This window comes from Thermogemmata fonticola (genome assembly GCF_013694095.1).
Classification (GTDB): domain Bacteria; phylum Planctomycetota; class Planctomycetia; order Gemmatales; family Gemmataceae; genus Thermogemmata; species Thermogemmata fonticola.
In genome coordinates, this window is the sequence record NZ_JACEFB010000001.1 from 949843 (window position 1) to 963085 (window position 13243).

General features: G+C 60.7%; 8 protein-coding genes. 6 read left to right on the forward strand and 2 right to left on the reverse strand.

The genetic code is table 11. The features are described 5' to 3' along the window. Nucleotides 1-483 precede the first annotated feature (483 nt). The 6 genes from cobA to H0921_RS03435 all read left to right on the forward strand — a co-directional run bounded on the left by cobA (nucleotide 484) and on the right by H0921_RS03435 (nucleotide 9207). Entirely contained in the window at nucleotides 484-1266 is a 783-nt protein-coding gene (gene cobA, locus H0921_RS03410; RefSeq protein ID WP_194536588.1) for a uroporphyrinogen-III C-methyltransferase, read from the forward strand. Then, a complete protein-coding gene (nirB, locus tag H0921_RS03415; protein ID WP_194536589.1) occupies nucleotides 1263-3734 on the forward strand; it encodes a nitrite reductase large subunit NirB in 2472 nt (823 codons plus the stop codon). The genes cobA and nirB overlap by 4 nt, the downstream gene beginning before the upstream one ends. A 132-nt stretch (nucleotides 3735-3866) precedes the next feature. Further along, nucleotides 3867-4241, forward strand: coding sequence for a Rieske (2Fe-2S) protein (locus H0921_RS03420; protein WP_194536590.1), 375 nt, complete (start codon nucleotides 3867-3869; stop codon nucleotides 4239-4241). Nucleotides 4242-4260: 19 nt separating this feature from the next. Continuing rightward, nucleotides 4261-6381: a molybdopterin oxidoreductase family protein gene (locus tag H0921_RS03425; protein WP_315851835.1), complete on the forward strand. Its 2121-nt coding sequence runs from the start codon at nucleotides 4261-4263 to the stop codon at nucleotides 6379-6381. Then, a complete protein-coding gene (locus H0921_RS03430; protein ID WP_194536591.1) occupies nucleotides 6378-7814 on the forward strand; it encodes an FAD-dependent oxidoreductase in 1437 nt (478 codons plus the stop codon). The genes H0921_RS03425 and H0921_RS03430 overlap by 4 nt, the downstream gene beginning before the upstream one ends. 79 nt (nucleotides 7815-7893) lie before the next feature. After that, nucleotides 7894-9207: a nitrate/nitrite transporter gene (locus H0921_RS03435; protein ID WP_194536592.1), complete on the forward strand. Its 1314-nt coding sequence runs from the start codon at nucleotides 7894-7896 to the stop codon at nucleotides 9205-9207. Nucleotides 9208-9353: 146 nt separating this feature from the next. Here the strand turns inward: H0921_RS03435 and H0921_RS03440 are convergent, their stop codons facing one another. Next, on the reverse strand, nucleotides 9354-11096 hold the full coding sequence (locus H0921_RS03440) for an alginate export family protein (RefSeq protein WP_194536593.1): 1743 nt from the start codon (nucleotides 11094-11096) through the stop codon (nucleotides 9354-9356). Nucleotides 11097-11494: 398 nt separating this feature from the next. Beyond that, nucleotides 11495-13225, reverse strand: coding sequence for a 2-oxo acid dehydrogenase subunit E2 (locus tag H0921_RS03445; protein WP_194536594.1), 1731 nt, complete (start codon nucleotides 13223-13225; stop codon nucleotides 11495-11497). Nucleotides 13226-13243 lie beyond the last annotated feature (18 nt).

Genomic DNA, 13243 nt, shown 5'->3' on the forward strand with positions numbered 1-13243 from the left:
TGCGGACCGAACTGCTCCAATTCCCCTAACTCCGCCGCGGGAGTCGCGGAGGGGCCAGAGAAAACTCCTTCAAACCATGTCTGGGACTACTGGAACCTTTCCCCCGCATCTTCCGCATATCCCGTGCTGTTGCTACTGCCACGGAAGTAGCTGAGGAGGTAGAGTTCTCCTCGCCACGCGGGACGCCTAGCTCGTCCTCGCTCTGTCTCAGCCGTTCCGCTTGCGGGGTTGACCGCGGTTCCGCTGATCGGGGCCTGCGCAGCCTGAGTGAAGCCACTGCTTACAAACCGGGCAACGCCAAACCTTTCGAGAAGCGGGAAATCGGGTAGGCTCTGCGTGGTTCACTCCGCCGTTTTCCCCTTGTTTTCTAGGCAAAAGTCGATTGGTCTGCCGGAAGAAATCCCACATGGTACGGAAGTTGCTCGAGAGTTCTGCGACCGGATTGACCGGGAGGTAAAAACAGGGCCAAGTCAGAGGAAACGGATGAAGGCAGCCCAAGCGGGGTGGGTGTATTTGGTGGGCGCAGGACCGGGTGCTGCGGACCTGATCACGGTGCGCGGCTTGCGGATTTTACGCACGGCGGACGTGGTGCTCCACGACGCGCTCATCCCACGGGAGTTGCTGGAGGAAGCCCGGCCGGATGCGGAAATCCTCAGCGTGGGAAAGCGCGGCTATTGCCTCGGCAGCACCCGCCAGGAAGCGATTCAGGAAGCCTTGATCCGCTTGGCTCGCTCCGGGCGCTCCGTCTGCCGCCTCAAAGGGGGCGATCCGTACGTCTTTGGCCGGGGCGGTGAAGAGGCCGAGGCGCTGGCTCAGGCGGGGGTTCCGTTCGAGGTCGTGCCGGGAATCACGGCGGCCACCGGAGCCTGTGCGGCGGCGCAGATTCCGCTGACCCACCGGGCGGTGGGACCTGCCGTGGTCCTAGCTACAGGCCATCACGACCCGGAAGGGCCAGACTGCAAGCTCGATTGGGACGCCTTGGCCCGCTTGGGGAACGTCATTTTCTACATGGCCAGCCGCTATCGGACGGCCATCGCCCGCCGCCTGATCGAGCATGGTCTGCCGCCGACCACCGCCGCCGCCGTTATCGAAAAAGCCACCACGCCTGAACAGCGTATCGTCGTCGCCACCTTGGCCGAGATCGCAGACGATCTGACACTCCCCGGCGAGGTCGGACCCTCGTTATTCCTCGTCGGTGAGTGCGTCCGCCACCGTCAGGGGCTGTATCGGCCTTGGGAAAGCTTCGCGGAGGTGACTGCTCCATGACCGGAAGTCCTGCTCTCACTCCCCCTGCACTCTCTGTCCAGCGTGAAGGGCGTCCACGGCTGGTCGTGGTCGGGAATGGCATGGCAGGCGGGCGGCTGCTGGAAGACATTCTCGCCTGCGATCCCCAGCGCTTCGCCATCACCGTTTTCGGAGAGGAACCCTACGGCAACTACAACCGCATCCTCCTATCCGAAGTTCTCAACGGCAGCCAGGAAGCCCAGAATATCTTCCTCAATCCTCTGGCCTGGTACGCGGAAAATGGCATCACTTTGCATGCCGGGCGCAAAGTCGTCCGCATCGACCGGGAACAGCGCCGTGTCTATTGCGAGGACGGCCAGAGCGAACCCTACGATCTTCTCGTCCTGGCGACAGGCAGCAAACCGTTTATCCCGCCGATTCCGGGCACAACTTTGCGAGGTGTCTTCGTCTTTCGCACCCTCGATGATTGCCGGCACATCGCATCTTATGCCCGGCAATGCCGACGGGCGGTGGTCATCGGCGGCGGATTGCTTGGCCTGGAAGCCGCCAAGGGGTTGATGACCCATGACCTGGATGTCACCGTGGTGGAGATGGCCCCGTATCTGATGAGCGTGCAACTAGACGAACCCGGCGGCAGAGTCCTGGGTCAAACCATCGAGCGGCTGGGTATTCACGTCCGCACCGCCACCACGACTAAGGAGATTGTCGGACATACCCATGTCACTGCGGTGCGATTCGCCGACGGTACGGAAATCCCGGCGGATATGGTCGTCATCGCCGCGGGCATTCGGCCCAACATCGATCTGGCCCGTGAGTGCGGCCTGGCCTGCGAACGCGCCATCGTGGTGGACGATCAACTGCGCACCTCCGACCCGAACATCTATGCGGTGGGAGAATGCGTACAGCATAATGGTGTCGTTTACGGCCTCGTGGCGCCGATTTGGGAGCAGACCAAAGTCCTGGCCCGCGTGCTGACCGGCAGCGATCCCCACGCCCGTTACACCGGCTCCCGCATCGCCACACGCCTGAAAGTCATGGGGGTGGACCTGGTCAGTCTAGGCCGCATTCAGGATGTGCAATCCAGCGATGAGGTGGTGCAATTCAGCGAGCCGGCTCGTCAAGTGTACTGGAAAGCCATCATTCGCAACGGGCGCTTGCATGCCGCCTGCTTACTCGGCGATCTAGGTCCGGCGGATCAACTCCAGCGCCTCTTCCACAGCGGTGCAGAGGTCCCCCAACGGCGCGTCGAGATTTTCTTTCCCCCCGCGGCCAGTGCTGCCCCTGTCACTTTGGCGGACTTGCCCGATGCGCAGCAAATCTGCGATTGCAACGGCGTCAGCAAAGGCACCATCGTGGCGGCCATTCGGGCCGGCAAATGCACTCTTCCGGCGATCGGCAAAGCGACCCGTGCAGGCACTGGCTGCGGCAGTTGCAAGAAAATCATCAAGGGACTCATCGAATGCTTCGCCGATTCGGTGACCCCGGACCCCAGCGAGGACTGGTATGTCCCGGCGGTCCCGATGGACAAGCCGACCCTGGTGGCCGAAATCCGCCGCCGCGGCCTCAAAAGCGTCTCCGCCGTGCTCCAGGAACTCGGCCACGGGGAAGACGAAAAGAGCAAAAACGGCCTGGCATCCCTCCTGAAAAGCCTCTGGGGGAAGGAATACATCGATGAACGCGATGCCCGCTTCATCAACGACCGCGTCCATGCCAACATTCAGAAGGACGGCACGTTTTCCGTGGTTCCCCGCATGTATGGCGGCGTCACGACGCCGGACGAACTGATCCGTATCGGACAGGTCGCCAAAAAATACCAGGTGCCGATGGTCAAGATCACCGGCGGGCAGCGGATCGACCTCTTAGGCATCCGCAAGGAGGACCTCCCGAAAGTCTGGGCGGATCTCGGCATGCCGAGCGGCTACGCCTATACCAAGGCGCTGCGTACCGTCAAAACCTGCGTGGGCAGCGAGTTCTGCCGCTTCGGCCTCAATGACAGCACGGGCATGGGGATTGCCATCGAGAAGCGGTTCCAGGGCTTCGAGTTTCCCGCCAAGGTCAAAATGGCGGTCAGCGGCTGCCCACGCAATTGTGCCGAAGCCACGGTCAAAGACGTCGGTGTGGTGGCCACGGAAGGCGGCGAATGGGAAATCTCCATCGGCGGGGCCGCCGGTGCTCATGTCCGCAAATCGGACGTCCTCTGCCGGGTGTCCAGCCGGGAAGAGGTGCTCCGCATCATCGGCCGCTTCCTCATCTACTATCGAGATAACGCCAAATGGCTGGAACGCACCTACGACTTCGTCCCACGGATCGGTTTGGACAAAATCCGAGACATCATCGTGCATGATAAGCTCGGCCTGGGCGAGTACTTGGATGCGGAAGTCGAAAAGATGGCCGCCGCCTACGTGGATCCGTGGCTGGAACGGGAACACCCCGCTTACGAGGGCCAATTCGACGGAGAAAGCCGCATCCCCCTGCCCATGGTGACGTGAAATCGTCCGGGTGGAACTCCCCCGTATTCCCTCTCCCCCGCTTCGTCCTACCAGAGCATACCATCAACCCGCCTGTTGGACAGGTGGGTGATGACTATCGTTTTGCCCCTGGAGAAGGGAGGTTTTGCACCGATGAGTTCGGGTGAAATCACCTATGTCACGGTTGGCCCCGTATCCGCGATCCCACCCGGAATGGGACGAGCGTATCACGTGGGTCCCCATCGGATCGCCGTCTTCCGCACACGCAGCGGCCGGGTCTTTGCCACGGCTCAGAGATGCCCCCATCGCGGCGGCCCCCTGGCGGACGGCATGCTTGTCGGAGAACAGGTCGTCTGCCCGCTGCACGCCTTCCGCTTCGACCTGCATACGGGCCAATGTGAACAAAGCCATGTCTGCCCGGTGCAAACCTACCCTGTGGACATCACGCCGGAAGGTTGGATCCGCATCGGCATTCCCACGCGCTTCCGCAGTTCTGAGGATGTCTCCCCGTTGCTGACATCCTGCTGACCAGAGAAAGGGACCGGGAGTGGCGACGACCTTACCCCAATTGGATACCGCCGCGGCGGGACGAACCCATTGCCCCTTCTGCGCCTTTCAATGCGGGATTGTCATGGGCGAAGCGGATGACGGCTGGCGGATCTCCGGCGACCCCCACTTTCCCGTGAACCGAGGGCGGCTCTGTATCAAAGGCTGGAGCGCGACAGAATTGTTGCAGCACCCCCAGCGCCTGCGGCAACCCCTGCTCCACGGCCAGCCCGTCGATTGGGACACCGCCTACGACTACATCACGGAACGCCTCCGCGACCTCCTCCAGCGATACGGCCCGCAAACGATCGGCGTCTTCGGTTCCGGGGCGCTAACCAACGAAAAGGCCTATTACCTGGGGAAATTCGCACGTCTGGTCCTGCGCACACCACACATCGACTACAACGGCCGCTATTGCATGTCCAGCGCCGCTGCAGCCAGCAACAAAGCCTTCGGTATCGACCGCGGACTCCCCTTCCCCGTCAGCGATTTGGCCCTGGCCCGCACCATCCTTCTGGTGGGGGGCAATCCCCTGGAAACCCTCCCCCCGATGGCCCAATGGTTCGAGGAACAGCGTGCGAATGGCGGGCGGCTCATCGTCGTGGACCCCCGGCGCACGGCTACGGCCCGAACCGCGGATTTGCACCTCGCCATCACTCCGGGCAGCGATCTGGCCCTGGCCAACGGTTTGCTTTTCCTCGCCATCGAAGAAAAGCTGGTGGACCTGGAGTTCATCCGGTGCCGCACCGTGGGTTATGAGGCCGTCCGCCGCACCGTGCTCCATTACCATCCCGCCCGTGTGGAACAGTTGACCGGATTGCCGGAATCCGCCTTGCGCCAGGCCATCCGCTGGCTTGCCGAGAAACCGTCGCTGATTCTCACGGGTCGCGGCGCGGAACAGCATAGCAAAGGCGTCGATACTGTTTTAGCCTACATCAACCTGGCTTTGGCCCTCGGACACATCGGGCAACCCGGCGGCGGGTACGGTTGCCTGACGGGACAGGCCAATGGCCAAGGCGGACGCGAACATGGTCAGAAGGCCGACCAGCTCCCCGGTTACCGCCTCATCGAAGTCCCGGAACACCGCGAGCAAGTCGCCCGACACTGGGGTGTCGATCCGCAGTCACTGCCCGGAAAAGGGCGCAGCGCCTGGGAACTGCTCGACTCGCTCGGCCCCAAGGGCATACGAGCCTTGTTGGTCTTTGGCTCGAATGTGGTGGTGGCTTCTCCCGATGCCCGCCGCATCCAGCAGCGCCTGCAAAGCCTGGACCTGCTCGTCGTCTGTGACGCTTTCCTCCAGGAAACCGCCCGCCTGGCCCATGTGGTTTTACCGGTCACCCAATGGGCCGAGGAAGACGGCACCGTCACCAACCTGGAAGGGCGCGTCCTGCGTCGCCGCCGGGTCTTAACCCCGCCGGCTGGTGTCAAAAGCGATCTGGAAATCCTGCGGGATTTGGCCCACCGCCTCGGCCATGCGTCCCACTTTCCCACGGCCCAACCGCGCGAGGTTTTCGCAGAACTCTGCCGCGTCACTTCGGGCAGCATCGCCGATTACTCCGGCCTCAGTTACGACCGCCTGGAGGAACAAAACGGCATATTTTGGCCCTGTCCCCATCCCGATCATCCCGGTACGCCGCGGCTGTTTGCCGAGCGCTTTTTCCACGCGGATGGCAAAGCTCGCTTCCATGCGGTCGAGCATCGCTCTGCTGCCGAAGAGCCGGATGGCGACTTCCCCTTGTACTTCACCACGGGGCGCACCCTGGAACACTACAACTCCGGCGCGCAGAGCCGGCGTGTCAGTCGATTGTCACGAACTTGTCCCCATCCTGTTCTGTGGATTCATCCGGAGCTGGCGGCACACTACGGCATTGGCGACGGTGCGGAAGTGGTCGTGGAAACCCGCCGCGGCCAGGCCGCTTTCCAGGCTGAGGTCACGAGCGACATCCGGCCCGATACCCTCTTCGCCCCCTTTCACTGGGGGGATGCCCAAGCCGCCAACCTGCTAACCCAAGGGGCATTAGACCCGACCAGCCGCATGCCCGAATTCAAGCTCTCGGCAGCCCGCATCGTGGCTGTCCATCCGCCTTCCCCCAACGGTCATCCAGCCAAGGAGCCAGCATGAACCTCTCAGCACGAGCGCGTTTGGCGATTGTGGGTAATGGCATGGCGAGCGGCCGGCTCCTCGATGAATTGCTCCGCCGGGATGCCCTGCGCCAGCTCCAGATTTCCGTCTTTGGCGAAGAACCGCAGGGGTGCTACAACCGCATTCTCCTCCACCGCTTGCTTTCGGGCGGTACCTTGGAAGAGATTCTCCTCAAGCCACCCGCTTGGTACGCAGAGCATGGCATCGCCTTCCATCCCGCGACTGTCACGCACATTGATCCCTGGCATCAGCAGTTACAGACAGCCGACGGTCAGTGGCATGCTTTCGATCAGCTCGTGCTGGCGACGGGAAGCGTGCCGGTCATTCCTCCCCTGGAAGGCCTGCGCCTGGCTGACGGGCAATGGCGGCCCGGAGTCGTTCCCTACCGCACCGCTGCGGATTGTGAGCGACTGCGTCAGTATCTACGTGCGGGAAGACAAGCCGTAGTCATTGGTGGCGGATTACTCGGCTTGGAAGCCGCCAAAACCCTGCACGATCAGGGCCTGCACGTGACCGTGCTCCATGCCGCCGAGTGGCTCATGAACCGCCAATTGGATGCCCCGGCCGGGCGCTTCCTTCAGCAAGCCCTGGAACGGATGGGACTGGCCATTCGCACCGCAGTCCAGGCTACCCGTCTCCTGGGTGAGACCGCAGTTGAGGCCGTGCAACTGGCGGATGGTGCCACATTGCCCGCGGACCTCCTCGTGCTGGCGTGCGGCGTCTCGCCGCGGGTGGAACTGGCCCGCCAGGCCGGCCTGGAGGTTCGCAAAGGCATCGTTGTGGACGACCAGCTCCGCACCAGCCAGCCCCAGATTTACGCAGTGGGTGAGTGTGCCGAGCATCGAGGCGTCGTCTACGGCATCGTCGCACCGCTCTACGAACAGTGCAGCGTATTGGCTGACATCCTCAGCGGCGTCCGTCCCCAAGCCCGTTACCGGGGTTCCCTCCTCTACACGCGCTTGAAAGTCGCCGGTGTGGATGTGGCGAGCATGGGGGAGATCGAATCCGAAGGGGAACAGGATGAGATCATCCAGGTCATCGAACCGCAGCGGGGTGTTTATCGCAAGCTGATCATCCGCCAGGAACAATTGGTCGGAGCCGTGTTAGTCGGGGATGCTACTGCTGCCGCTTCCCTTTTGCGGCGCCTGCAACGCGGCGATCTGGTTCCGTCCAATCGTCTGGATTGGCTCGCCTCGCCTTACCGCCGCGACACTCAGGAACAAGAGGATGTGGTCTGCCATTGTCACCAAATCCGCCCGCAGCAACTGATCCAAGCCATCCAGAACGGTTGCCGGACGCTTTCAGAACTCGGCAGCCGAACGGGGGCGGGAACCGGTTGTGGCTCCTGCCGGGGTCAACTCGCCCGGCTCCTGCTTCAGCATGCCGCGGCAGCAGCGGGCGCACCTTCATGACAACCCACGGACACAAGACTTCCTCTCCACGCTCTCCCCGTGATGGCTCGTTCTTTCCTGCCCTTAGAAAGGAGCATCCATGCGCGAGACTGTGGAGGCTGCCCCTTCCGAGGCCACGGGACCGCGGCAACGCGTCCTCTGGCTGTCCACCTGGTCGTTTACCCTGCTCTTTGCCGTGTGGCTCATGTACGGTGTGCTGGGAGTCAAAATCCGGGATGAACTGTCCCTGACGCCCGGTCAATTCGAGTGGCTCCTGGCTGTAGCGATCCTCGCCGGCTCGTTGCCCCGCTTGCACTTCGGCATCTGGGCTGACCGATACGGGGGCCGCAAGGTCATGACCGCCTTGCTCCTCCTGGTCGTACTTCCCACGCTGTGGGTCAGTTATGCTTCCAGCTACTGGGAACTGCTTCTCTGTGCCGCCATTTTCGGTCTTGCGGGCAACGCCTTCACAGTAGGCATTTCCTGGAACTCTGCGTGGTTCCCGGACCGGATCAAGGGCACAGCCTTGGGAATCTTCGGTGCTGGCAATGTCGGGGCGTCGCTGACTAAGTTTCTCGCTCCGCCGCTGCTGGCCCTGATTCCCGCCGCAGGCTTTGCCCAAGGAGCCATCCCCGGCGGCTGGCGTTTCATACCGCTGGTGTACACGCTGCTGCTGCTTCTCACCGCGGCGGCCGTCTGGTTCGTCGCTCCCCGTCCGGATCGCTGCCCCGGCCAAGGGCGATCCCGCAGGGACCTTTACGCCCCACTCCAACACATGCGAGTCTGGCGGTTTAGCCTCTATTATGTGGTGGTATTCGGGGCTTATGTGGCCCTCGCCGCCTACCTGCCGAAGTATTATGTCGATGTCTATGGCCTGCCACTGGCCACGGCGGGGTACCTGACCGCGCTGTACATCTTCCCTGCCAGTCTCCTGCGGCCCCTAGGCGGTTGGCTTTCCGATCGTTACGGACCGCGGTGCGTCACCTATGGCGTCTTTATCACCATGACGGTCGCATTGGCCTTCATCTGCCTGCCCAATCACTGGTGCGACCCCGGTGTGATCGGCTTTACCGCCCTGATGTTCATCGTGGGATGTGCGATGGGCATCGGGAAAGGTTCGGTTTACAAATACATACCAAACTACTTCCCGAACGATGTCGGTGCGGTCGGCGGGATGGTCGGGATGCTCGGCGCTCTAGGCGGCTTTATCCTCCCCCCGCTCTTCGGCATCCTCGGTCGCTGGTTGCAGTCCCCGCAGGCGGCGTTTCTGGCCTTGCTGCTGCTGACCCTCTTGAGCTTGGGATGGCTCCATTGGACTGTTCTGCGACTCAAACTCCAACAACAACTCCAGAGCATCCAACAGGCGATCCCCTTGCCTGTTTCGGTGACTGAGGTGAATAAGGCCTCCTCGTAACGGATAGCATCAGCATCGTGCGGCCCAGTCCTACCCTCTGCGGGTAGCCTTAGAAAACCACGGATGGCGGGACGACCTGAGTCATCCCCGCCATCCATTTTTTTTTGAACATCTCAATGTGATATTCACATTCTGCACAATCTACACTACCAGCGTGTGTTGAAGATCAAGTAGAAACTGGCGGAGTCAGCACCACCACTACCCGGTGGCTGTGTATTGCGTAGAAAGTCACCAGAGAACAAGTAAGCATAAGCAACGAGCAAGTCCGTTCTCTTAGTGAGATGGAAATTGACGATAATATCCAACTCGTTACCAATATAACTGCCAGCGGCACCAGTCGGATCACGGCGGATAGCATTCCCCGCCACATTGTAAAGTGCATCCCGACTGCTAGCCAGCCAGAAGTTATGATATTGGAACCATAAGGTAATCCAATTCGTTGGATACAGATACATGGCGAGGAAAACATCATGGATATTCTGCCGTCCTATCATATCAGCCCAGCCGAAGTAGAAATGTCCGAAGGGGAATAGTTGGTTGAACGTTGTGAAGTTGCCACTATTCGGATTCCGGTCGCCACTCGCGTATTCATAGTACACCCAGAAGGTGGGATTCCACGGCATATCTACAAAGTGATAGCCCAAACCTGCTGTGGCCATGCCCGCTACCACGTCCGCACTTCCCCGGCGGCCCAACTGCATGGCACCCTCAAAATCGAAGAGAATCTGGTTGTCAATATCTCCCGCAAACCGTGAGCCGAACGTATGCAACGTCACAGGGAAGCGATCGATACCCAACTGATTGACACGATTGGTGTTATCGTACAACATGTAGTAGAAATCTAAATACGTTCCTCTCTTCGGCTTATAGGTCGCCCAGGCACCGATAAAGTTTTGGTTGTTATCAATGGAATCGAGTGCTGTACGATTGGGAATCACTGGCTGCAACCAGAACAGGTCCGTATCCCATTTTTCACCTGTGCGGAACAGGCGGACCCCTTGGAATGTCCGTCGTGTATTCGCCCACTCCAAAGTAGATACCAATCGTTGGGAACCGAGGAGTAGCTCCTGACGGCCAACACGGAGATAGACACCATCATTCGCGATCTGGCCGAGCTTCAAGTCTACAAAGAGGTTCAGGAAATCAAAGCGTGTAGCATCAATGGGCAATAACGGCAGATTCGCACCATTGGTTTCCGCATAGATTCCTTCAACATAGATGCGGAAAATATCTTGATACCACAAGTCCGTATAGAGTCGTGTACGGATCTGTGCATAGTCGTTGTATCGACCACTCAGGCGGCTGTTTTGCTCATAAAAGTAGCGTACCCAATTGGCTCCGCCAATGTTGAGGAGCCAATTATCCCCTAAACGTACGCGTTTGAGGCGATCCAGAGCATCGGCTTGGGCATACGCCTCGGGGTTGTCCAGATAGCGCCAATCGGCATCAAAGAGTCCGGGGAACATCAGAGCAAACGGCGGGTAGCCGTACTGCGGCGGCTTGTCTCGCATCTCCCCGCGCAGGGCATCCAGCAAGCTGTAGTAGCCGCAACCGGTGGGCGGAATCGGGAACATCCCCGGCCGGGGGGTGGGCCGTACCGGAGGCACACGCGAAAAGTCAAACGCGCAAGGGTCCCGTTGAGGCGCGCAGGGTGTGGCGGTGCTCCCGGAAGGAGGAGTTGCGGTCGAACCAGCACCTCCAGAGTCCGCCGATACTGAAGCAACTCCAGGTGAACTCTGCACTGCTTCCTGCACGCCTGGTGCAGAAACGGCAGATGGCTGCGGCCCAGGCATGACCATGGGCACATCTTGCGCCTGAGCTACATTTCCCCATCCGCCAAGGCCGCCCAGAAAGGCGATGCTCCATCGCCAATGTTTCCACCAACGCATAACTCACCTTCCTTGGTTTGAGAAGTCCATGAGATACCAGGCACATGTTTCCTCGAATCCGTGCCATCGCTGAAAATATCGCATTGAGAAAGTCGGCAACTGCAAGCATCACCTGCGAGGATGTCATTCCCGGTACGTCCGCTTTTCCTAAACTCTGCATAAACCGCACGCCCGGAATCGGCGGCCTTCTTAACATCCAACCTCTTCATACACCCAATCTGTCCACTTCATGGGAATGAGCGATTTCCGCGGTTGTGCCGATATTTTCCGATTTGGGAAATGGGTCGAATTCTGCGATTTTGCCAGATGCAGCGGTGAGGGAAGATTTACCATCCAGCAAAAGAGGGCGAGCAAAAGAGGAGGTTCGTGGAAACCCAGGGCGCCTCACATCGCGCGCGTCAGGTTTCCATGAGCAACCGGATGGGATCGCTGAAAAGCTGCACGAGCCGAGCGACGAAACGGCATCCATCCGCCCCATCGATCACACGGTGATCGTAAGTCAAGCTCAAAGGGAGCATAAGGCGAGGCACGATTTGCCCATCCCGCACGACAGCCTGCCAAGTGGATCGAGACAGGCCGAGGATTGCAACTTCAGGATAATTCACAATGGGAGTAAAGGCCGTACCCCCGATGCCGCCGAGATTGGAGATGGTGAAGGTGCCGCCGCGCATTTCTTCGAGGCGAAGCTTACGGGCACGGGCCTTTTCGGCGAGGACCTGGACTTCCGCGGCCAAGTCCCGAATACTCTTCTTATCGGCGTCGCGCACCACGGGCACCACCAGGCCTTCTTTCGTATCCACAGCAATGCCGATGTGGTAGTAACGCTTGTAGATCAGGCGGCCTGTGTTCATGTCGAAACTGCTGTTGAAGTGGGGGAACTCCTTGAGGGCCGCCACGCAGGCTTTGATGGCCAGCACAGTCATAGTGATTTTGGGACTGCCCGGCGGCATAGCGTCCACGATGCGCTTGCGCCCAGCTTCTAGATCGGTGATGTCCGCCAGGTCATGTTGGGTCACCATCGGCACTGCCCGCCAGGCCAGGGTCAGATTGCGGGCAATGGTTTGGCGCAGAGTGGACACTTCGCGGATTTCTACCGGTCCATATTGGCTGAAATCCGGCAGTGGCGGAAGAGCAAGGCCGGCAGCTTCGCCTGAAGCCTGCGATGGGGGGGCTGGGCGGAGTCGTTGCCGTTCGGTGCGGATGAAGTTTTTGATGTCGTCCAGAGTGACTCGTCCTCCCCGTCCGCTGGGAGGCACCTCATTAAGCGAGACTCCGAGTTCGCGTGCCAAGCGCCGCGCCGCCGGACTCGCGGGAACCAAACCCGCGCGGGCATCTTTCGCCGAGGGAGGAATGGATGAAGTTGCGGCAACGCCATTGGTCGCGGCAGCTTGCTGACCTTCTCGTTCTGGGGTGAAAGAAGCGGAAGGCTCGGATGGCGGCGGCGTCGCTCCCGCACTGCTGGCCGCTGATCCACCGGCGGGCGAAGTCGTAGAACGGGCTGATCGTCCCGCCGATTGTAGGCTCAACACTCGTCCCCCGACCGGCACCTTATCCCCCGGCTGGACGTGGACCGCCGTCACAATGCCAGCGCGATCGATCGGCACCTCCACGGCGGCCTTGTCGGTTTCCACCGTCACCACGTTCTGGCCCGGCTGCACCGTGTCCCCCGGTTGCACCAAGACGGCGGTGATCGTTGCCGCTTCGATTCCCTCTCCCAACTCGGGGAGCAGAAAATCACTCGTGGCGGGAGTTTCCGCTGATTCCGCCGCGACACCTCGTAGCGAAGCCACGGAACTTGTGGAAACTGTCGCAGTAGGAGCCGGTGCACGGGCAGCCGCTTGGGGAACCGCAGAGGGAGGTGACAATCCCGCGGAAGTTGGCGTCTTGTTCCCCTCGGCATTCGCACGCAAGCGCAGAACGGGGGTATCAATCGGTATTTTGTCGCCAGGTTGAACCAAAACCGCTTCGACAACACCGCTGACATCGACCGGAACCTCGACCGCCGCCTTGTCTGTCTCAACGGTCAGGACATTCTGGCCGGCCTGTATCACATCTCCGGGCCGAACCGTGACCGCGGTGACGGTGACCGTGTCGATCCCCTCCCCTAAGGGCGGCAAACGGAATTCCATGCCTCACCTCTGCCTTAG